21 protein-coding genes are annotated in these 20236 nt (G+C 68.9%); 14 read left to right on the top strand and 7 right to left on the bottom strand.

The window, feature by feature from the left end; genetic code table 11:
* Positions 1-79 precede the first annotated feature (79 nt).
* A complete protein-coding gene (locus TSB10GB4_RS13095) occupies positions 80-1522 on the bottom strand; it encodes an NAD(P)/FAD-dependent oxidoreductase (RefSeq protein ID WP_186396118.1) in 1443 nt (480 codons plus the stop codon).
* 52 nt (positions 1523-1574) lie between these two features.
* Positions 1575-2363 carry a TVP38/TMEM64 family protein gene (locus tag TSB10GB4_RS13090; RefSeq protein WP_186387407.1) on the bottom strand — a complete coding sequence of 263 codons (789 nt, stop codon included), beginning with the start codon at positions 2361-2363 and terminating at the stop codon, positions 1575-1577.
* Positions 2364-2812: 449 nt separating this feature from the next.
* Here TSB10GB4_RS13090 and rpmH point away from each other — a divergent pair, with 449 nt between their 5' ends.
* From rpmH to TSB10GB4_RS13020, 14 genes are all read left to right on the top strand, one after another.
* The gene (rpmH, locus tag TSB10GB4_RS13085) at positions 2813-2947 is read left to right on the top strand and encodes a 50S ribosomal protein L34 (RefSeq protein WP_067220180.1); all 135 of its coding nucleotides are present in this window, start codon (positions 2813-2815) and stop codon (positions 2945-2947) included.
* Positions 2948-2982: 35 nt separating this feature from the next.
* Positions 2983-3405, top strand: a complete 423-nt coding sequence (gene rnpA, locus TSB10GB4_RS13080; protein ID WP_208984761.1) for a ribonuclease P protein component — start codon at positions 2983-2985, stop codon at positions 3403-3405.
* A 9-nt stretch (positions 3406-3414) separates the two neighbouring features.
* Positions 3415-5277 (top strand): membrane protein insertase YidC, encoded by a 1863-nt coding sequence (gene yidC / locus TSB10GB4_RS13075; RefSeq protein ID WP_186396117.1) that lies wholly within the window; start codon positions 3415-3417, stop codon positions 5275-5277.
* A 313-nt stretch (positions 5278-5590) separates the two neighbouring features.
* Entirely contained in the window at positions 5591-6229 is a 639-nt protein-coding gene (locus tag TSB10GB4_RS13070; RefSeq protein ID WP_186396116.1) for a CatB-related O-acetyltransferase, read from the top strand.
* A 37-nt stretch (positions 6230-6266) separates the two neighbouring features.
* Positions 6267-6935: a ribosome biogenesis GTP-binding protein YihA/YsxC gene (gene yihA / locus TSB10GB4_RS13065; RefSeq protein ID WP_186396115.1), complete on the top strand. Its 669-nt coding sequence runs from the start codon at positions 6267-6269 to the stop codon at positions 6933-6935.
* Positions 6936-7090: 155 nt separating this feature from the next.
* Complete coding sequence (locus TSB10GB4_RS13060; RefSeq protein ID WP_186396114.1) at positions 7091-9355, top strand: bifunctional diguanylate cyclase/phosphodiesterase; 2265 nt, start codon at positions 7091-7093, stop codon at positions 9353-9355.
* A gap of 139 nt (positions 9356-9494) precedes the next feature.
* The gene (gene argB / locus TSB10GB4_RS13055; protein WP_208984759.1) at positions 9495-10382 is read left to right on the top strand and encodes an acetylglutamate kinase; all 888 of its coding nucleotides are present in this window, start codon (positions 9495-9497) and stop codon (positions 10380-10382) included.
* The gene (locus TSB10GB4_RS13050; RefSeq protein ID WP_186396113.1) at positions 10379-11116 is read left to right on the top strand and encodes a pyrimidine 5'-nucleotidase; all 738 of its coding nucleotides are present in this window, start codon (positions 10379-10381) and stop codon (positions 11114-11116) included. The genes argB and TSB10GB4_RS13050 overlap by 4 nt, the downstream gene beginning before the upstream one ends.
* Positions 11116-12000: a DUF817 domain-containing protein gene (locus TSB10GB4_RS13045; RefSeq protein ID WP_186396112.1), complete on the top strand. Its 885-nt coding sequence runs from the start codon at positions 11116-11118 to the stop codon at positions 11998-12000. The genes TSB10GB4_RS13050 and TSB10GB4_RS13045 overlap by 1 nt, the downstream gene beginning before the upstream one ends.
* Positions 12001-12153: 153 nt before the next feature.
* Entirely contained in the window at positions 12154-12678 is a 525-nt protein-coding gene (locus TSB10GB4_RS13040; protein ID WP_186396111.1) for an alkylphosphonate utilization protein, read from the top strand.
* A gap of 112 nt (positions 12679-12790) precedes the next feature.
* Positions 12791-13651, top strand: coding sequence for a 2,3,4,5-tetrahydropyridine-2,6-dicarboxylate N-succinyltransferase (gene dapD, locus TSB10GB4_RS13035; RefSeq protein WP_186396110.1), 861 nt, complete (start codon positions 12791-12793; stop codon positions 13649-13651).
* A 147-nt stretch (positions 13652-13798) separates the two neighbouring features.
* The gene (locus TSB10GB4_RS13030) at positions 13799-14227 is read left to right on the top strand and encodes a DUF805 domain-containing protein (RefSeq protein WP_186396109.1); all 429 of its coding nucleotides are present in this window, start codon (positions 13799-13801) and stop codon (positions 14225-14227) included.
* A 29-nt stretch (positions 14228-14256) separates the two neighbouring features.
* Complete coding sequence (gene dapE, locus TSB10GB4_RS13025; RefSeq protein WP_186396108.1) at positions 14257-15429, top strand: succinyl-diaminopimelate desuccinylase; 1173 nt, start codon at positions 14257-14259, stop codon at positions 15427-15429.
* A gap of 220 nt (positions 15430-15649) precedes the next feature.
* On the top strand, positions 15650-16519 hold the full coding sequence (locus tag TSB10GB4_RS13020) for a DUF2189 domain-containing protein (protein ID WP_186396170.1): 870 nt from the start codon (positions 15650-15652) through the stop codon (positions 16517-16519).
* Here TSB10GB4_RS13020 and truA read toward each other — a convergent pair.
* The 5 genes from truA to def form a co-directional block, all read right to left on the bottom strand.
* Positions 16444-17289, bottom strand: a complete 846-nt coding sequence (truA, locus tag TSB10GB4_RS13015; RefSeq protein WP_186396107.1) for a tRNA pseudouridine(38-40) synthase TruA — start codon at positions 17287-17289, stop codon at positions 16444-16446. The genes TSB10GB4_RS13020 and truA overlap by 76 nt on opposite strands.
* Before the next feature lie 29 nt (positions 17290-17318).
* Positions 17319-17846 (bottom strand): GNAT family N-acetyltransferase, encoded by a 528-nt coding sequence (locus TSB10GB4_RS13010; protein WP_186396106.1) that lies wholly within the window; start codon positions 17844-17846, stop codon positions 17319-17321.
* A 99-nt stretch (positions 17847-17945) separates the two neighbouring features.
* Positions 17946-18881 (bottom strand): methionyl-tRNA formyltransferase, encoded by a 936-nt coding sequence (gene fmt / locus TSB10GB4_RS13005; protein WP_186396169.1) that lies wholly within the window; start codon positions 18879-18881, stop codon positions 17946-17948.
* A gap of 65 nt (positions 18882-18946) precedes the next feature.
* Positions 18947-19579: a MarC family protein gene (locus TSB10GB4_RS13000; RefSeq protein WP_186396105.1), complete on the bottom strand. Its 633-nt coding sequence runs from the start codon at positions 19577-19579 to the stop codon at positions 18947-18949.
* 39 nt (positions 19580-19618) lie between these two features.
* Complete coding sequence (gene def, locus TSB10GB4_RS12995; RefSeq protein ID WP_186396104.1) at positions 19619-20137, bottom strand: peptide deformylase; 519 nt, start codon at positions 20135-20137, stop codon at positions 19619-19621.
* Between the last annotated feature and the right edge of the window lie 99 nt (positions 20138-20236).

Raw genomic sequence — 20236 nt, 5'->3', positions numbered from 1 at the left:
GTGCCGCGCGGCCTGCCCGCCGAACGGTCCGGAACGCTCTGCCCCGTTTGCCGGCGCAGAGCCCGTTCCGCCTCCCGCCTCAGCCGAAACGGGCGAGGACGCGGACGGCGCGGCGAATCCACGGGTTGCGCGCGCTGTCAGCATAATAGGAAATCGCCGCGCGGCGAACCGCTTCCGCAAGGGAGGGATAAGGAGAGACGAAACCGGCAAGATCGCGCAAGGTGAGCTTGCGGGCGACGATGAGCGACAGCAGGTTGGTCATCTCGCCCGCGCCCGCCCCGACGACGCTGGCCCCGAGGATGCGCCCGCCGCGCCCGGCGACGAGCCGCACCAGCCCGTCGGCGCGCCGCTCCGCCCGCGCCCGGTCGTTGCCGGCAAAGGCCGCCTCCAGCACCCGCACCCGGTTGGCGCCGAAGCGGCTGCGCGCCTCGTCGGCGCTGAGGCCGACATGGCCGATCTCCGGGTCGGTGAAGGTGACGCGCGGGAGGATGTCGCGGTCCTCCTTCGCCGGCAGGCGGAACAGCAGCGCCCGGATGACAATGCCGGCATGATAGCCGGCGACATGGGTGAATTGCGGTCCGCCGGCGACATCGCCGATGGCATAGACCCGGCGGTTGGAGCTGCGCAGGTCCGCCCCCACGGTGATGCCGCGCCGGTCGAAGGCGATGCCCGCCTCCTCCAGCCCCAGCCCCTCGACATTGGCCTTGCGGCCGGCCGCCAGCAGCAGATGCGTGCCCTCGATCTCGCGCGCCGCCGCGCCGTCTCCCCCGCCTTCTGCGATGGTCAGGCGGATCGCGCCGGCCGTGCCGGAAACCGCGGTGACGGTGGCGCCTTCCACGATCTCCACCCCCTCGCCGCGCAGCCGCTCCAGCACGATGGCGGCGAGTTCGGGGTCCTCGCGCGGCATCGCGCGCGCCGCCTCGATGACGGTGACCCGCGCGCCGAGCCGGCGATGCGCCTGCGCCAGTTCCAGGCCGATCGGCCCGCCGCCGATCACCAGCAGATGCTCCGGGCAGGTCCGCAGGGTGAAGATCGTCTCGTTGGTGTGGTAGGGCACGCTGGCAAGGCCCGGGATCGGCGGCACCAGGGGCGAGGAGCCGGTGGCGACGACGAAGCGGCGGGCGCGGACCTGCGCGTCGCCGGCCAGCACCGTGCGGGGGTCCTGGAAGCGCGCCGGCGCGCGGATCACCGTGACGCCCAGCCCCTCGAAGCGCTCCTGCGAATCATGCGGGGCGATGCCGGCGATCACCTCGCGGAGATGGTCGTTGACGGCGGCGAAGTCGACATCGACGCGCGGCACGCTGACGCCGAACCCCGCGCCGTGCCCGGCGTGGTAGGCGGCCTTGCCGGCGGCGATCAGCGCCTTGGACGGCACGCAGCCGTAGTTCAGGCAGTCGCCGCCCATCTCGCCCTGTTCGATCAGCACCGTGTCGACGCCGAAGGCGGCCGCTGCCGCCGCGACGGAGAGGCCGCCGCTGCCGGCGCCGATGACGCAGATGTCGGGAGTGAGGATGCGGGACATGCGAAACCTCTTGTGAAACGCGGGCGCCGGCGGGACGTCGGCGGGAGGATTATCAGGCGGCGGGCGGCCTGCGGCCACGCCATTTCTTCAGGACGACGGGAATGAGCGCGACAAGACCCAGCGCGGCGAAGGCCAGCATCAGCTTCGGCGTCGCCAGCGCGGAAAGCTCGATGCGGCAGGTGCCGGCGGCCGCGCAGCCGGGCGAGGCCGCTTCCTGCGCCGCGATCATGCTGTCGAGACCGGCGCCGATAAAGGCATAGGCATAGGTGCCCGGCAGGATGCCGACGAAGGTCGCGAGCAGATAGGGCCGCAGCCGCATGCCGAAGACCGCCGGCGCGACATTGACCAGCCAGAACGGAAACACCGGGGCAAGGCGCAGGAACAGCAGATAGTGGAAGGCGTCCTCGCGAAAGCCCTCCGCCAGCCGCGACAGGAACGGCCCGGCCCGCGCCGCCAGCGCCTCGCCCAGCGACATGCGGGCGGCCAGGAAGATCAGCCCGGCGCCGAGCGTCGCGGCGAAGGCGACAAGGGTGCCGGCGAGCGCCCAGCCGAACAGGAAGCCGCCGAGCACGGTCAGCAGCGCGGCGCCGGGAAAGGACAGCGCCACCGCCGCCACATAGACGGCGGCGAAGCCGGCAACCGCCAGCCACAGGTTCTGCTCGACAAGGCCGGCAAGCTCCGCGCGGCGGCGGATCAGCTCGGACAGGTTCAGGTGCTGGTGCAGGCCGAAGGCATAGCCGAGCGCCATCGCCGCCAGGATCGCCGCCAGCGGCAGGAAGCGGCGCAGGCCCGGACGGCGCGCCGCCTGCCCTGCCCTCGCCGTACTGTCGTCGCCCTGCATGGGGCCTCTCCCTTCGGCGGCGCGGGTTCCCGCCCCGACCCTGGGGCGGGCCTGCCGGGTTGACCGCATTTGACCACACTGGTCGTTCCGACCCTAGCGCCAAGCGGCGGGCACGAAAGCGGGAATCGTCGCTCTCACCGGGAAGTGAAACGCCGGCCGGCCCGCGTGAGCCCGGCGTGAGCGCGCCTTCCGGCCGGTCTCGCCCCCCGCCGCACCGCCCGGCGAAAGCGCGGCGAAAGTGGTGGATCGCACCCCGCCGCGACACCGCGCTTGTCGTTGACTTCGCGCGCCCCGGCCCGTATAAGCCCGGCAATCGGGTCGGCTGACTTATGCGGGCGCCCACGACATCCCTGTCTGACCGGTCTTGACGACCCGGGCCGGCGGGGATCGACCACCAGAAAATTCGACAACCAGGGCCGCGCGCCCCTCAGCGCGCGGAAAAGAAGACAATGAAGCGCACCTATCAGCCGAGCCGCCTCGTCCGCAAGCGCCGCCACGGCTTCCGCAGCCGGATGGCCACGAAGAACGGCCGCCAGGTTCTCGCCCGCCGCCGCGCCAAGGGCCGCAAGCGGCTGAGCGCTTAACGCGGGCCGGACGGGCGGGCGAAGGAGTCGTTTCGGTGATCCAGCCCCCGCCGAGCTCAACAGTGCCGACGCTGAAGAAGCGCGCCGAGTTCCTGGCCGTCGCAAAGGGCGGCCGGACCTCTCGGCGTGCTTTTGTCATGCAGGCCGCCGCCAGCGAGGCCGGCCCGCGCATCGGCTACACGGTCACCAAGAAGACCGGCAACGCGGTGGAGCGCAATCGCATCCGCCGGCGTTTCCGTGCCGCCTTGCGTGCCGCCGCAGGTCAGGCCCGCCAGCAGGTCGACTATGTTCTGGTCGGCCGGCGCGGAGCCTTGTGCGCCCCGTTCGACGAGCTGGTCCGGGAGATCGGGCAGTGCCTTGCCCGCACGCCGCTGTCGGGCGGCGACGTATCGCGGCCGCGCCACCGCAAGGGCGGCGGCGACCGTAACAGACAACGTCCAGCGAATAACGAAGGGTGAACGCCGACAATGGCCGACAACCGTAACACGATCCTGGCTATCGTCCTGTCGCTGATCGTCCTGCTCGGCTGGCAGTATTTCATTGCCCAGCCGCAGCTCGAGCGCCAGCGGGAGCTGGCGCAGCAGCAGCAGGCCACCCAGAGCGAACAGGTATCGGCCAACGGAACCCCGGCCCCGCAGGCGCCCGGCATCGTCCCGACGCCGGGACAGGACGGTGCCGGCGTTGGAGCCGGCGTTGGTGCCAGCGTTCCGGGCAGCACCGCCCCCGCGACCGCGGCGATGACCCGCGAACAGGCGGTGGCCGCCACCTCGCGCGTCGTCATCGACACGCCGCGCGTCGCCGGCTCGATCAATCTCGTCGGCGCGCGCATCGACGACATCCGCCTGAAGGACTACCGCGAGACGGTGAAGCCGAACAGCCCGACGATCGTGCTGTTCTCGCCCAAGGGCGCGCCCGCGCCCTATTACGCCGATTTCGGCGTCACCGCCGATCCGGGCGCCTCGATCCGCCTGCCCGACGCCACCACGGTGTGGCAGGCGCCGGAGGGGGCAAGGCTGACGCCGCAGACCCCGGTCACCCTCACCTTCGACAATGGCGAGGGGCTTGTCTTCGAGCGCGTCGTCTCGATCGACCCGGACTACATGTTCACGGTCGAGCAGCGGGTGCGCAACGAGAGCGGCGCGGCCGTGCAGGTCTATCCCTACGGCATGATCGTGCGCAACGGCACGCCGCATACGGAAGGCTTCTACATCCTGCACGAGGGTCTGATCGGCGTGTTCGGCGATGCCGGCCTGTCGGAGATCGACTATGACGACCTGCAGGACAGCGGCCGCATCCGTCCGGCCGCGGTCAACCAGGGCTGGCTCGGCATCACCGACAAGTATTGGGCGGCGGCGCTCGTCCCCACCGGCGAGGGCACCTTCCAGCCGCAGTTCTCCTACACGCGGGCGACGGACAACTTCCAGGCCGACTTCCTCGGCGAGGCGCTGCGCGTCGAGCCGGGCGCGACGGCGAGCGCCACAACCCGGCTGTTCGCCGGCGCCAAGGAGACGGCCAAGCTCGACGCCTATGAGGAGAACCTCGGCATCAAGCAGTTCGAGCTGCTGATCGACTGGGGCTGGTTCTACTTCCTCACCAAGCCGCTGTTCTACGTCATCGACTACCTGTTCAACCTGGTCGGCAATTTCGGCGTGGCGATCCTCCTGGTGACCGTCATCATCAAGCTGATCTTCTTCCCGCTTGCCAACAAGTCCTACGTCTCCATGAGCAAGATGAAGCTCGTGCAGCCGCAGATGGTCGAGATCCGCGACCGCTACAAGGACGACAAGCAGAAGCAGCAGCAGGCCTTGATGGAGCTGTACAAGAAGGAGAAGATCAACCCGCTCGCCGGCTGTCTGCCGGTGCTGGTGCAGATCCCGGTCTTCTTCGCGCTCTACAAGGTGCTGTTCGTCACCATCGAGATGCGGCACGCGCCGTTCTTCGGCTGGATCCAGGACCTGTCGGCGCCCGATCCGACCTCGCTGTTCAACCTGTTCGGCCTGATCCCCTGGGACCCGCCGCAACTGCTGATGCTCGGCATCTGGCCGCTGATCATGGGCATCACCATGTTCGTCCAGATGAAGATGAACCCGGCCCCGCCGGACCCGACCCAGCAGATGATCTTCACCTGGATGCCGGTGCTGTTCACCTTCATGCTGGCCTCGTTCCCGGCCGGTCTGGTGATCTACTGGGCCTGGAACAACTCCCTGTCGATCGCCCAGCAGTGGGTCATCATGAGCCGGCAGGGCGTCAAGGTGGAGCTCTGGGACAATCTGCGCGGCACCTTCGCCCGCAAGAAGGACGAGCCGGCCGACAAGCCGAAGGCGAAATAAGCGCCCGACGTCGGCGGCCCCCGCGAAACTCACAGTGTGGCCCCGGAGCAACCCTCCGGGGCCATTTTCGTTGTTCCCGCCCGGCCGGGGGTTGCAAGGGCGGCGGGGGCTCCCCATTAAAGCGGCATCAGTTCGCAAAGAGAACCATTCGGGGAGAGGGCCGATGAACAGGATCGCCTGAAGATGGCGCGAGCGGTGGCTGCAAGGCGGCTGCCCCGCGCCCGGACAGTGACGGGACGCGGCACGGGCCCCCAGGCGGGCCGGCCGCGCGTTCCGGTTCAAGCGCTTCCTGAGTTCATCCCGGAGACATCCCATGCAGGGTCCCGACCCGCGCACGCGCCATCCCCTTCGCGGGGAACCGCATACCGTGTTCCTCAACACGGTGATCACCCGCCCGACCATCCAGGTCGGCGACTACACCTATTACCACGACGAGGACCACGCGGCGGAGTTCGAGACCCGCAACGTCCTCTATCATTTCGACTTCATCGGCGACCGGCTGGTGATCGGCCGCTTCTGCGCGCTGGCCACCGGCGTCCGCTTCATCATGAACGGCGCCAGCCATCCGATGCACGGCTTCTCCACCTATCCCTTCGCGATCTTCGGCGAAGGCTGGGACGAGGACTTCGATATGGCCGAGCTCGGCCGCAGCCATCGCGGCGACACGCTGGTCGGCAACGACGTGTGGATCGGCCGCGAGGCGGTGATCCTGCCCGGCGTGACGATCTGCGACGGGGCGGTGATCGGCGCCGGCGCCGTCGTTTCCGCCGACGTGCCGCCCTATGCGGTCGTCGTCGGCAATCCGGGGCGCATCGTCCGCCTGCGCTTTGCCGAGGAGGTGATCGAGCGGCTGCTCGCGCTTGCCTGGTGGGACTGGCCGGCGGAGAAGATCGCCCGGAATCTCGCCGCGATCCGCGGCGCGGACCTCGACAAGCTGGAGCAGGCCGTCTAGGTAGTGGGCCCCAGTCGAAAGCCGAGACAGACGCCCCATGAGCCAGCCGGACGACCGCGCCGACGCAGACAGTCCCCACACGCCGGAGGACATCGAGGCCGGCCGCCTGCTGTTCCGCCGTCCCTGGGCCTTCGTCACCAGCGTCGCGCAGCTTGAGCAACTGCCGCCGGAAGGCGACATCGAGATCGCCTTCGCCGGCCGCTCCAATGTCGGCAAGTCCAGCCTGATCAACGCCATCACCGGCGTCAACGGGCTGGCGCGCACCTCCAACACTCCCGGCCGCACCCAGATGCTCAACTTCTTCACCGCGCCCGAAAGCGCGGTGACGCTGGTCGACATGCCCGGCTACGGCTATGCGCAGGCGCCCAAGTCGCTGGTCGATGCCTGGACCAGTCTGGTCTTCACCTATCTGCAGGGGCGAGCAAGGCTGCGCCGCGTCTTCGTGCTGATCGACAGTCGCCACGGGCTGAAGGAGAACGACCTGGAGGTGATGACCCTGCTCGACCGGGCCGCGGTCAGCTATCAGGTGGTGCTGACCAAGATCGACAAGATCAAGCCCGGCCAGGCGCGGCGGGTCGAGGAGGAGACGGCGGAGAAGATCCGCAAGCGTCCGGCCGCGCATCCGCGGATCATCGTCACTTCCTCGGAAAAATCGGCCGGCCTTGCCGACATCCGCGCGGAAATCCATAAGCTTTCCACCATCTGAGGCCGGATGCCGCAGCCCGCACTTGCCGACCCGTCAAAAATGGGGATGCTTGACCGCCGATGCGGGGGCATCTTTCGGCGGGACGGCGCGCCCTCGGCTTTTAACGCTGCGTAAAGTCACATAGGCTATGCCTGCGGAATCGAGGGGACAACCGCATGCACGTCGAACGCGGGAATGCCACGGGCGAAGCGTCCGGCACAGAAGCAGGACGGCAGCAGGTCGATCACCTGCACAGGGAGATCGCCAGCCTGCATCTGGTGGGTCATTCGCTTGATCCCGCGCTGGACGAGATCGTCCGCCTCGCCGCCCGCATCGCCGACTGCGGCAAATCCTTCGTCACCTTCATCCACGACGCCGACCTGTTCGTGCTCGCCCGTGTCGGCAGCGACACGGTCCGCCTGCCGGCCTCCCAGACCGTCTGCGGCGTCGCCTATCGCGCCGACGCGCCGCTGATCGTTCCGGACCTCACCGCCGATCCGCGTTTCCGCCACTTTCCCTATGTGGAGATCGAGGGCGGCAGCCGGTTCTATGCCGGCTTTCCGATCCACCTCGACACCGGCCTTCCCATCGGCACGCTCTGCGTCATCGACGACAAGGTCCGCCCGCACGGGCTCAGCGAGGACGAGTTCGCCAGCCTGCGCGACCTCACCGCGCTTACCGTGCGCATTCTCGAGGGGCGCCGGCGCGATGCCCGCTTCTCCAGCTATCTCGACATCACCTCCGACTGGATCTGGGAGCAGGATGCGGAGCTGCGCTTCACCTATCTGTCCTGCAGCGCCGAGGACAACGGGGTCGATCCCGCCGACTTCGTCGGCAAGACCCGCTGGGAGGCCCCCAGCGGCGCGGGCGAGAGCCACGAGTTCTGGCAGCGGCACCGCGCGCTGCTGGAGGCGCGCCAGCCGTTTCGCGACGTGCGGTTCCGCTGGCTCAGCAACGGCAGGGAACGCTTCACCCTGGTCAGCGGCTATCCGGTGTTCGCCCCGGGCGGGACCTTCCTCGGCTATCGCGGCACGGCGCGCGACATCACCGAGATGGAGCGGGTCAACCGCGAGCTTGCCCATCTCGCCCGCCACGATCCGCTGACCGGGCTCGCCAACCGGGCGACGTTCGAGACGCGGGTCGCCGACGCTTTCCGCCGCTGGCAGGAGACCGGCGAGGAGGCGACGCTGTTCCTGCTCGACCTCGACCATTTCAAGCTGGTCAACGACACGTTCGGCCATTCCAGCGGCGACCGGCTGCTGGTCGAGACGGCGCAGCGGATGCGCGCGCATGCGGGGCCGCAGGCGACCGTCGCCCGGCTCGGCGGCGACGAGTTCGCCATCCTCGAGCCCTCGCTCGCCCGCGACGGGGCGATCGCCGAATATGCCGCCGGCCTTGCCCAGACGATCGCCGTGCCGGGGCCGGACGACAGCGGCGAAAGCGCCGCCTGCGGCTGCAGCATGGGCATCGCCGTGCTGCCCGATCACGGCGGCTCCTACAGCCAGTTGATGGGCAATGCCGACCTTGCCCTCTACGCGGCGAAGTCGCGAGGGCGCGGCCGCTTCATGGTGTTCGACGCGGCGATGCGGCGCGAGGCGGACCGGCGCAACACGCTGGCGCGCGAGCTGGCCGACGCGGTCGACCGGCAGCAGTTCCAGCTCCTCTACCAGCCGGTGGTGCGCATCGGCGACGAAGCGGTGATCGGCGCCGAGGCCTTGATGCGCTGGAACCATCCGGTGCGCGGCATTCTGCCGCCCGCTGCCTTCATCGCCGTCCTCGACGGCAGCCGGCATGCGGCCGATATCGGCTACTGGGTGCTGGAGGAGGCCTGCCGCACCGCCCTGCCCTGGGTGCAGGCCGCAAGCCACGGCTTCCGTCTGTCGGTCAACCTGTTCTCCGGCCAGTTGCGCGACCCGCGCCTCGTCCACCGGGTCCGCTCGATCCTGGAGCGCACCGGCTTCGACGGGCGCAATCTCGACCTGGAGATCACCGAAAACATCCTGTTGACGCCGGGCAGCGACCTCGACGCGACGCTGCAGAGCCTCAAGCTGCTCGGCATCTCGATCGCGCTCGACGACTTCGGCACCGGCTACGGCTCGCTCAACCACCTGCTGCAGTTCCCCATTGACCGGATCAAGATCGACCGCCAGTTCGTGCGCGGCCTCGGCGAGAAGGTCGACTACGACACGGTGACCCGCGCGGTGGTGAACCTTGCCGCCGATCTGGGGCTGAAGGTGACGGCCGAGGGCATCGAGACCGAGGAGCAGAAGGCGTTTCTCGCGCATCTCGGCTGCACCGACCTGCAGGGCTTCCATTTTTCCCGGCCGATCGCCGCCGAGCGGATCACCGCGCTGCTCGGCGCCGCTGGATGGTCGATGCTGCCCCAGCCGCTCGCGACAGAGGCGGAGGCAGCCGCCCAGCGCAACGCGGGCTTCGCCTGAGCGCCGGCTTTTCCCGTTTCCGCGCACCGGTCCCCGCGGGGCCGCAATTGAGCCCCTTTCCGAAAGCAGCTATAGACCGGATGGCGCGCGGATCGCGCTCCGCCCTTCCTGCCGTCCCAGCCGAGGTGTCCGTCCATCCATGAGCGAAACCGCCCCGATCAATCCCGCCAAGATCATCTCCACCGCCCTGCCGCACATGCTGCGCTATGACGACCAGGTCGTGGTGGTGAAATATGGCGGCCACGCCATGGGCGATCCGGCGCTTGGCAATGCCTTCGCCCGCGACATCACCCTGCTGCGGCTGGCCGGCGTGCTGCCGGTGGTGGTGCATGGCGGCGGGCCGCAGATCGGCACGATGCTCGACCGGCTCGGCATCAAGAGCGAGTTCCGCAACGGTCTGCGCGTCACCGACAAGGCCACCGTCGAGATCGTCGAAATGGTGCTCGCCGGCTCGATCAACAAGGAAATCGTCCACCTGATCAATGCCGAGGGCGGCAAGGCGATCGGCCTGTGCGGCAAGGACGGCAACATGGTGACGGCCGAGAAGCTGCAGCGGCGGGTGCGCGATCCCAATTCGGCGATCGAGCAGATTCTCGATCTCGGCTTCGTCGGCGAGCCGGCGGAGGTCAATCCGACGGTGCTGCGCCTCGTCATGAAGGAAGAGCTGATCCCGGTGGTCGCGCCCGTCGCCCCCGGCGCCGACGGCGAAACCTACAACATCAATGCCGACACCTTTGCCGGCGCCATCGCCGGCGCGCTCGACGCCAAGCGGCTGCTGTTCCTCACCGACGTGCCCGGCGTGCTCGACGCGAGCGGCAAGTTGATCAAGGAGCTCACCATCTCCCAGGCGCGGGCGCTGATCGAGGACGGCACCATTTCCGGCGGCATGATCCCGAAGGTCGAGACCTGCATCGACGCGCTGGAGCGCGGCGTCGAGGGCGTCGTCATCCTCAACGGCAAGGTGCCGCACGCGGTGCTTCTCGAACTGTTCACCGACCAGGGCGCAGGGACCTTGCTGCGTCCATGAGCATCAGCGAACGCGAAGGCCGCCACGCCCACGAGCAGGACCTGCGGGTCTTCACCGGCGTGGAGGCCTGGGTCTTCGACCTGGACAACACACTCTACCCGCCGAGTTCGGACCTGTTCTCGCAGATCGACGCACGCATCTCCGACTATATCGCGCGTCATCTCGGGCTGGCGGCGGACGAGGCGCGGCTCAAGCAGAAGGCGTTCTACCGCGATTACGGCACCACCTTGCGCGGGCTGATGGTCGAGCACGGCATCGAGCCGGACGCCTTCCTCGAATATGTCCACGACATCGACTATTCGCCGGTCATGCCCAATCCGCGGCTCGGCCAGGCGATCGCGCGGCTGCCGGGCAGGAAGTACATCTTCACCAATGGCGACCGGCCGCATGCGGAGCGCACCGCCGCCCGGCTCGGCATTTCCGAGCAGTTCGACGACATCTTCGACATCGTCGCCGCCGGGCTGCTGCCCAAGCCGAACCTGGAGACCTACAACCGGTTCCTGGAAAAGACCGGCGTCTCGCCGGTGCGCGCGGCGATGTTCGAGGATCTCTCCCGCAATCTGCAGGTGCCGCACAAGCTCGGCATGCGCTCGGTCCTCCTGGTGCCCGAGGGCACCCGCGCCGTCTTCCGCGAGGAATGGGAGCTGGAGGGGCAGAACGCCCCGCATGTCGACTTCGTCACCGACGACCTGACCGGGTTCCTCAACGCCGTGCTCGGCGCCATCGAGGTGTGATGCGGCTCCAGCTTGTGCGCCGGCTCGGCCGCCCGGCGGATGCGGCCTCGCGAACCGAACGGATCCTGCACCGGCTGCTGCCGCTGGTCTATCGGTGGCTGGGCAGGGGCTGGGCCGCGCGCGCGTGCATCGAGTTCCTCGCCTTCGGCGTCAAGCAGGCCTATGCCTGCATCTATGGCGCCCTGCTGCTGGCGCTGATCCTCGCCACCCGCTTCTGGTACCCGGACGGCGCCTTTCTCGCCCGCTACGACTTTCTCTTCCTGGCCGCGCTGGTGATCCAGGTCTGGCTGCTCGCCGCCCGCTTCGAGACCCTCGACGAGGCCAAGGTGATCCTGATCTTCCATGTGGTCGGCACGATCATGGAAGTGTTCAAGACGGCGATGGGCTCGTGGATCTATCCCGAGGAGAGCTTCTTCCGCATCCAGGGCGTGCCGCTGTTCTCCGGCTTCATGTATGCGGCCGTCGGCAGTTATCTCGCCCGCGTCTCGCGCATCTTCGACTTCGCCTATTCGCACTACCCGCCGCTGTGGACCACATGGCTGTTCGCGCTGGCGATCTATGTGAACTTCTTCACCCATCACTACACGCTCGACATCCGGCTCGGCCTGTTCGCCGCCCTGCTGCTGCTCTACGGGCGGACCTGGGTGCACTATTCGGTCTATCGCTACCGGCACCGCATGCCGCTGGTGATCGGTTTCGTCCTGGTGGCGCTGTTCATCTGGCTGGCGGAAAACATCGGCACCTTCGCCCGTGCCTGGCACTATCCTGACCAGGCCAATGGCTGGACACTGGTGTCGGTCGCCAAGCTGAACGCCTGGCTGCTGCTGATGATCATCTCCTTCGTGTTGGTGTCGCTGGTCAACCGGCCACGCAAGGAGCCCTGAACCGCCCCGCTGTTTGGGAGCCCCGTTTGGGGCCCTCTGAGCCTGGCGCCGTCGGCGCCCGGAGAAAGTGTCGCTGCCTTGCGGCTGGACGTGGCGCTACGGGTGGCGTATGCCACCGCATCCCTTCCGCCTCGTTTGCCGACAGGACATCCCATGACCGCTTGTGCCCTTTGCAATTCCGAAGGCGCCACCGCCTTTGCCGTGCCCCCGCGCGAGGACAGCGTGCCGCTCTGCGCCGTCTGCCGGGCCGGCATCGAGGAGGGGCCGCGGGACGAGCCGCACTGGCGGTGTCTCAACGAGGCGATCTGGAGCCCCGAGCCGGCGGTGCAGGTGCTCGCCTGGCGGCTCTTGAAGGGGCTGCCGGAGGCCGCCTGGGCGCGGGACCTGCTGGAGACCGCCTGGCTGGAGCCCGACGTCCTGGCCTTTGCCGAGGAAGGCAGCAGGGCGTCGAGCGGCGAGGACGCCGTCGTCCATGTCGACTGCAACGGCACGGTGCTGGCCTCCGGCGACACTGTCACATTGATCAAGGACCTGCCGGTCAAGGGCGCCGGCTTCACCGCCAAGCGCGGCACGGCGGTGCGCAAGATCTCCCTCGTCGCCGACAATCCGAACCATCTGGAAGGCCGCGTCGAGGGCCAGCGGATCGTCATCCTCTGCCAGTTCGTCAAGAAGGCCTGAGCAGGTCGGCGCGACGCCGGCCCGCCCGGCCTTGACTTCGCGCGGGCGCGGCGGTTAGGTCCGCGCGGAGACTTTCCGACGCTTTCCACGGACCTTCCGGAGACCCCCGCGCATGACCACGGCCCTTACCGACAAGGCGAAGCTCGCCGCCATCATCGACGCCGCCTTCGAGGACCGCGACACGATCACCGCCCAGACCACCGGCGCGGTGCGCGATGCGGTCAACGCCGCGCTCGACCTGATGGATCGCGGGCACGCGCGGGTGGCGGAGAAAGCCGAGAGCGGCGACTGGGTGGTCAACCAGTGGCTCAAGAAGGCCGTGCTGCTGTCCTTCCGCCTCAACCCGATGGAGATCATCAAGGGCGGTCCGGGCGATGCCGCGTGGTGGGACAAGGTGCCGTCGAAGTTCGACGGCTGGCGCGGCGTCGACTTCGAGGAGGCCGGCTTTCGCGCAGTGCCGGGCGCCATCGTCCGCCGTTCGGCGCATATCGGCAGGAACGTCGTCCTGATGCCGTCCTTCGTCAATCTCGGTGCCCATGTCGGCGAGGGCACCATGGTCGACACCTGGGCGACCGTCGGCTCCTGCGCTCAGATCGGCCGCAACGTGCATCTGTCGGGCGGCGTCGGCATCGGCGGCGTGCTCGAGCCGCTGCAGGCCGGGCCGGTGATCATCGAGGACAACTGCTTCATCGGCGCCCGCTCGGAAGTCGTCGAGGGCTGCATCGTCCGCGAGGGCGCGGTGCTCGGCATGGGCGTGTTCATCGGCCAGTCGACCAAGATCGTCGACCGCGCCACCGGCGAGGTGTTCTACGGCGAAGTGCCGGCCTATTCGGTGGTCGTCGCCGGCACCATGCCGGGCAAGCCGCTGCCCGGCGGCGAGCCGGGGCCGAGCCTTTACTGCGCGGTGATCGTCAAGCGCGTCGACGAGAGGACCCGCTCCAAGACCTCGATCAACGAGCTGCTGCGCGACTGAGACCGGGCGCCCGGCCGCCCTTGCGCGCATCGCCGCGCCGCCGGGCAAAACCGCGCAGGCGCGCGACAATCGGGCAAAGCGGCTTGATTGTCGGCGCCTCCCGGCCTACTTCGGGGGCAACAGACCGTCTCCTGTCCAGGACATTTCATGTCGCAACCGCAAGCGCATCCGGGCCCGCTGGGGCCGCTCTGGCTGTTCTTCAGCCCGATCGGGCGTGTGTCGCGCGAGCCCTATATGCTCGCGCTCGGCTTCCTGTGGGCGCTGTTCGCCATTCCGGTCAGCCTGTGGGTGCAGGGCCTCGACGTCACCGGCGACCAGACGACGGTGGTGACGATGGAGGACTTCGTCAACTCGCATCCGCTGCTGCCCTACATGCTGTTCGCCAGCCACTGGGTGGTGCTGGCGCTGGCCATCAAGCGGCTGCAGGATCGCAACCTCACCGGCTTCCTCGCCGTGCTGGTCTTCGTGCCGGTGCTCAACCTGCTGTTCGTGCTCGGCCTCGGCCTGATGCCCGGCGAGCCGGGGCCGAACCCCTATGGCCCGCGCCCCAACAGCCGCTGGGCGAGACCGACCTAGCGCAATTTCAGGACACCCCGCAGACCGCCATGGCCGACACCCGCCTTTCCCTTGCCGCAACCCTTGCCCGCGACCTCTTGCGCTGCCCCTCCGTGACGCCGACTGAAGGCGGCGCGCTCGCCCTCTTGGACGAGCGGCTGACGGCCGCCGGCTTCACCGTCGAGCGCATGGTGTTCTCAGACCGCGGCACGCCGGACGTGGAGAACCTCTTCGCCACCATCGGCACGAAGGGTCCGAACCTTGCCTTTGCCGGCCATACCGACGTGGTGCCGGCGGGCGATGCGGGGGCCTGGCGGCACGGCCCGTTCGACGGCACGGTCGAGGACGGCATCCTGCACGGGCGCGGCGCGGTCGACATGAAGGGCGGCATCGCCGCCTTCGCGGCCGCCGCCATCGCCTATGTGGCGGAGAAGGGCGAGGCGCTGCCGGGGCGCATCTCCTTCCTGATCACCGGCGACGAGGAAGGCCCGGCGATCAACGGCACGGTCAAGCTGCTGGACTGGGCGGCGGCACGCGGCCACCGTTTCGATGCCTGCATCGTCGGCGAGCCGACCAATCCCGAGCATCTCGGCGATGCGATCAAGGTCGGCCGGCGCGGCTCGCTGTCGGGCATTATCACCGTCACCGGCGTGCAGGGCCATGTCGCCTATCCGCATCTGGCGAAGAACCCGGTCTCCGACATGCTGGCGCTGCTCGCCCGTCTCGACGCCTTGGAGCTTGATGCCGGCAACGCCCGCTTCCAGCCGTCGAACCTCGAAATCACCTCCGTCGATGTCGGCAATGCCGCCTTCAACGTCATCCCGCGCAAGGCGGTCGCCCAGTTCAACGTCCGCTTCAACGACACCTGGTCGGTGGAGAGCCTGAAGGCGCATCTGCGCCATGCACTTGCCGGCACCAACGGCCTCTCCTGCGACTGGCAGCTCGAGTTCACCAACGATTCCAGCGACAGCTTCCTCACCCATGACGCCGAGCTGATCGAGGCGCTGGCGGATGCGGTGGAGGCGGAGACCGGCCGCCGTCCGGAGCTGTCGACCGGCGGGGGCACGTCGGACGCCCGCTTCATCAAGAATTACTGCCCGGTGGTCGAGTTCGGCCTGGTCGGCCAGACCATGCACCAGGTCGACGAGCGCGTGCCGCTCGCCGAGCTCGACGGGCTTGCCGCCATCTATCGCCGCTTCCTCGACAGCTATTTCGCCGGCTGATCCGCCCTTCCCTGTCCCCGCCCCTCCCCGCGCCGCACGTATCTTTGCGAAGGTGACGGATTGACGCAGGTCTGTTTCAGTGGTCCTGCTTGTTGCAGTGTCTGGAAACAAGGGTCCACGGCTGCGAGGGAGGCAGGCAATGACGGTCGAGCAGGACAAGAGCGCGCTTTCGGGGGGAGCGCTTTCGGGGGACGCGCCTTCGGGGGACGCGCCTTCGGGAATGCCGGCCCGGCGGCCCGATCCCACCCGGGTCAACGCCATCGGCTTCGATGCCATCGTCGATGCGCTCGGTGCCGGCATGCGCGACTTCCGGGCGGCGCCGCGCTTCGGCCTGTTCTTCGGTGCCGTCTATGCCCTTGGCGGCATCCTGGTGCTGCTCACCGCCTCCGCCCTGCATATGAGCTATCTCAGCTATCCGCTCGCCATCGGCTTCGGCCTGATCGGCCCGTTCATTGCCGTCGGCCTCTATGAGGTCAGCCGCCGGCTGGAGACCGGCGCGCCGCTCGACTGGCCGGGCGTGCTCGGCGTCATCTGGGCGCAGCGCCGGCGCGAGCTCGCCTGGATGGCCTTCGTCGTGCTGTTCGTCCAGATCATGTGGATGTATCAGGTGCGGCTGCTGCTCGCCCTGTTCCTCGGCTTCAAGTCCTTCGCCTCCTTCGGCGCCTTCGTCGAGGTGGTGGTGACGACGCCGGAAGGGCTGATGTTCCTGCTGCTCGGCAATGTCATCGGCGCGGTGCTGTCGGTGGTGCTGTTCTCGCTCACCGTCGTCTCCTTCCCGATGCTGCTCGACCGGGACGTCGACTTCATCACCGCGATGATCACCAGCGTGCGCTCGGTCGTCACCAGCCCGAAGCCGATGATCGGCTGGGCGCTGGTGGTCACCGCGACGCTGCTGCTGGCGATGCTGCCGCTGTTCGCCGGCCTGATCTTCGTCCTGCCGGTGCTCGGCCACACCACCTGGCATCTCTATCGCAAGCTGGTGCCGCCCGCCCCGATGGAGGAACCGGCGGGCGCTCAGTCGCCCGAGGCCTCTTCGCCCTCCGCCTCCCCGGCCGCCTCGCCGTCCGCGCCGGGCAGCCCGGCCCTGTAGGCGGCGAGCAAGGCCGCGTCCTCCTCCGCCGGGCGGTAGTCGACCCGCGTCAGATACAGCCCGTCGGGCGGCGCCACCGGGCCGCAGGCCTCGCGGTCGCGCGCCGCCAGCGCCCTGGCGACGTCCTCCGCTCCCCAGCGCCCCTCGCCGACCAGCCGCAGCGTGCCGACCATCGAGCGCACCTGGTTGTGCAGGAAGGAGCGCGAGGAACACTCGGCGATCAGGCTCTCGCCCTCGCGGCGCACGCTGAAGGCCTCCAGCGTCTTCCACGGGCTCTTCGCCTGGCAGCGCGAATGACGGAAGGTGGTGAAGTCGTGATGGCCGACAAACACCTGCGCCGCCGCGTGCATCGCCTCGGCATCGAGCGGCTTCTTCACATGCCAGGCCAGCCCCAGATCGTGGGTCAGCGGCGCCAGCCGGTTGACGATGCGGTAGCGATAGTGCCGGCGGATCGCCGAAAAGCGGGCGTCGAAGCCCTCATGCATCTTCTCGCAGGCGAGGATCGCCACCGGATCGGGCAGGCAATGGAAATTCAGCGCGCCGAGCACGGTCGCCGCCGGCCAGTCCTTTTCCAGATCGAGATGGGCCACCTGCCCGGTCGCATGCACGCCGGCATCGGTGCGCCCCGCCCCGCCGATGGTCACCGTCTCGCCGGAAAACGCCGTCACCGCCCGCTCGATCACCGCCTGCACGGAGGGGCCGTTGGCCTGCCGCTGCCAACCCACGAAAGGGCGGCCGTCATAATCGACTGTCAGCTTGTAGCGGGGCATGAACGGGGTCGGCTCGCCGTTTGTCGCGGTTACTCGAAAGCCTCGAAGGGCGTGGCGAAGGTGACCTCGATGGGCAGGGCGGAACGTGCGGCCTCGGTCAGCGCCAGCGCCTGGAAGGCCGCTCCCGCATAGGGGCCGGCGACCTTTTTCGCAAGCTCCGCGTCGAAGCCGAAGCGCGGATAATAGGCCGGCGGTCCCAGCACCAGCACCAGATCCTCGCCCTGCTCGCGCAGGGCGTCGATCCCGGCGCGGATCAGCGCCGCGCCGATGCCGCCGCGCTGGCGGTCGGGGCTGACGGAAACCGGCGCCAGACAGGTGATGGCGAGCCGATGTCCGGCGCCGGCACCGGTGACGCGCGAGAAGGCGACATGGCCGACGATCCGCCCGTCGCGGTCGACCGCCACCTGCTCCAGCACCAGCGCGCCGCAGGAGCGCAGCGCCTCGACCAGCCGCGCCTCGCCCTCTTGGCCGAAGGCGGTGGCGATGACCATGGCGATATCCGCCTCGTCGGCGGGCGTGGCGGGGCGGATCTCGGGTTCAAGCGCGGGATGGGTCATCGTCTGGATCGTCCGTTCGGCGGGGTGGCTACAGCGGCGTACCGGGTGGCTCGGCGCATCATAGCCTGCCGGCAACCCGCTTGGCGACGTGGGGCGGCTTCATCCAAGCCGCGCGCCCGCGCCGAGCTGCGCGCCGCGCTGGAATTCGGCCGCCGGCATCGACTTCTTGCCGGCCCGCTGCAACTGTACCAGCCGCAGCGCGCCGCTGCCGCAGGCGACCAGCAGCTCGTCGCCAGCCGTCAGCAGCGTGCCCGGTGCGCCCGTGGCACCGTCCTCCAGCGAACTGCGCAGCACCTTCACCCGCTCGCTGCGGCCGCCGATCTCCATCTCGCACCAGGCGCCGGGAAAGGGCGAGAGGCCGCGCACATGGTCGTGCACCTCGCGCGCCGGCCGGGTCCAGTCGATGCGGGTCTCGGCCTTGTCGATCTTGCGGGCATAGGTGACGCCCTCCTCTGCCTGGGGCGTCGGCACCAGGGCGCCGCGCGGCAGGGCGGCGAGCGCGCGCACCATCAGGTCGGCGCCCAGCACCGACAGGCGGTCGTGCAGCTCTCCGGCCGTCATCTCCGGCCCGATCACCAGCTTCTCGGCCATATAGACCGGGCCGGTATCGAGCCCGGCTTCCATGCGCATCACCTCGACGCCGGTCTCGGCGTCGCCCGCCATGATCGCCCGGTTGATCGGCGCCGCGCCGCGCCAGCGCGGCAGCAGCGAGGCGTGCAGGTTGAGGCAGCCATGCGCGGGGATGTCGAGCACCGCCTGCGGCAGCAACAGGCCATAGGCGACGACGACGGCCGCGTCCGGCGCCAGTTCGGCAAGCGCCGCCCGCTCCTCCTCGCTTTTCAGCGACGGCGGGCAGCGCACCGGAATGCCCAGCGTCTCGGCCGCCTGATGCACCGCCGACTTGCGTTCCTCCATGCCCCGGCCCGCTTTTCGCGGCGGCTGGGTGTAGCAGGCGACGACATCGTGACCCTGGCCGACGATCTCCATCAAGGTCGGGACGGAAAATTCCGGCGTTCCCATGAAGACGATGCGCAGGCTCATGATTGCTCCTTGGTGGGCGCGCGCGGGCGGGCGCGGAATGCAGGGTCAGGCGAGGCGCCTCATCCAAGACCCGGCAGCAGGGTCTTGAGGCTCGTCACCATCATCTCCATGGCGATGGCGGCGAGGATCATGCCCATCAGCCGGCTCATGATGCTGATCGCGGTGCGGCTCAGAATTCGCGACAGCATTGGTGCGGCGAAGAAAGTGGCAGCGAACACGGCGACCATGGCGGCGAGCGCCGCCACCAGGGCGATCTCCTGGCCCGTCCCGCGCGCCTGTTCGCGGAAGATGATGATGGTCGAGATCGAGCCGGGCCCCAGCAGCATCGGCACGGTCAAGGGGTAGATGCCGGGATTGTCGACGCTCCGGTGATGCTCTTTCTCTTCGTCCGTGCCGGCCTGGGCACTGCTTTCGCCGCCATGCAGCATGGAGAGGGCGATCAGCAGGATCAGCAGCCCGCCGGCGAGGCGGAAGCCGTCGATGATGATGCCGAACAGCGCCAGGATCGCCTCACCGCCGAAGAAGACGATGACCGAGCCGGCAATGAGGCCAAAGGTTGCGGTCAGGGCGACGGCGCGCTGTCCGGCGGCGTCCCGGTCGCTGGTCAGCGCCAGGAACACCGGCAGATTGGCGACCGGGCTCATGATCGCGAAAAGCGCCGCGAAGACCTTGAGGAAGAAGGCGATGTCCATGCGTCCGGCTCCCGGGTCGCAGGTTCGGGGTCGGCCGGCTCAGGCCTTTTCGGACAGGCGGGCCTGCTTCTGGAACTTCTTCACGACGCGGTCGCGCTTCAGCTTCGAGATATGGTCGATGAACAGCACGCCGTTCAGGTGGTCGATCTCGTGCTGCAGGCAGGTGGCGAGCAGGCCGTCGGCCTCGATCTCGCGCGCCGCGCCCTCGCGGTCGAGGAAACGCAGGCCGATCCGCTGCGGCCGCTCCACGTCCTCGTAATATTCGGGGATCGACAGGCAGCCCTCCTGATAGACGGAGTGCTCGTCGGATTCCCAGACGATCTCCGGGTTGATCACCACCATCGGCGCCGGCGTCTCGCCCTCGCGCGCCACGTCCAGCACCAGCATCCGCTTCGGCACGCCGATCTGGATCGCGGCCAGGCCGATGCCCGGCGCGTCGTACATGGTCTCCAGCATGTCGTCGGCCAGTTGCCGCACCGCGTCGTCGACGCTGGCGATCGGCTCGCTGACCAGGCGCAGCTTGGGGGCCGGCAGGATGATGATGTCGCGTTTCGTCATGGTGCTGAAATATGGGAGAAGGCCGGCCGCGTCAACGCGCCGATGCGCCCGGAACGCACGATTCCCGCGGGTTATGGCCGCCGGCGAGGGAGCTGCGGG

Origin of the sequence: Stappia sp. TSB10GB4 (assembly GCF_900185745.1) — a bacterium.
Lineage (GTDB): Bacteria > Pseudomonadota > Alphaproteobacteria > Rhizobiales > Stappiaceae > Stappia.
This window is presented reverse-complemented; position numbering and strand designations above follow the sequence as displayed.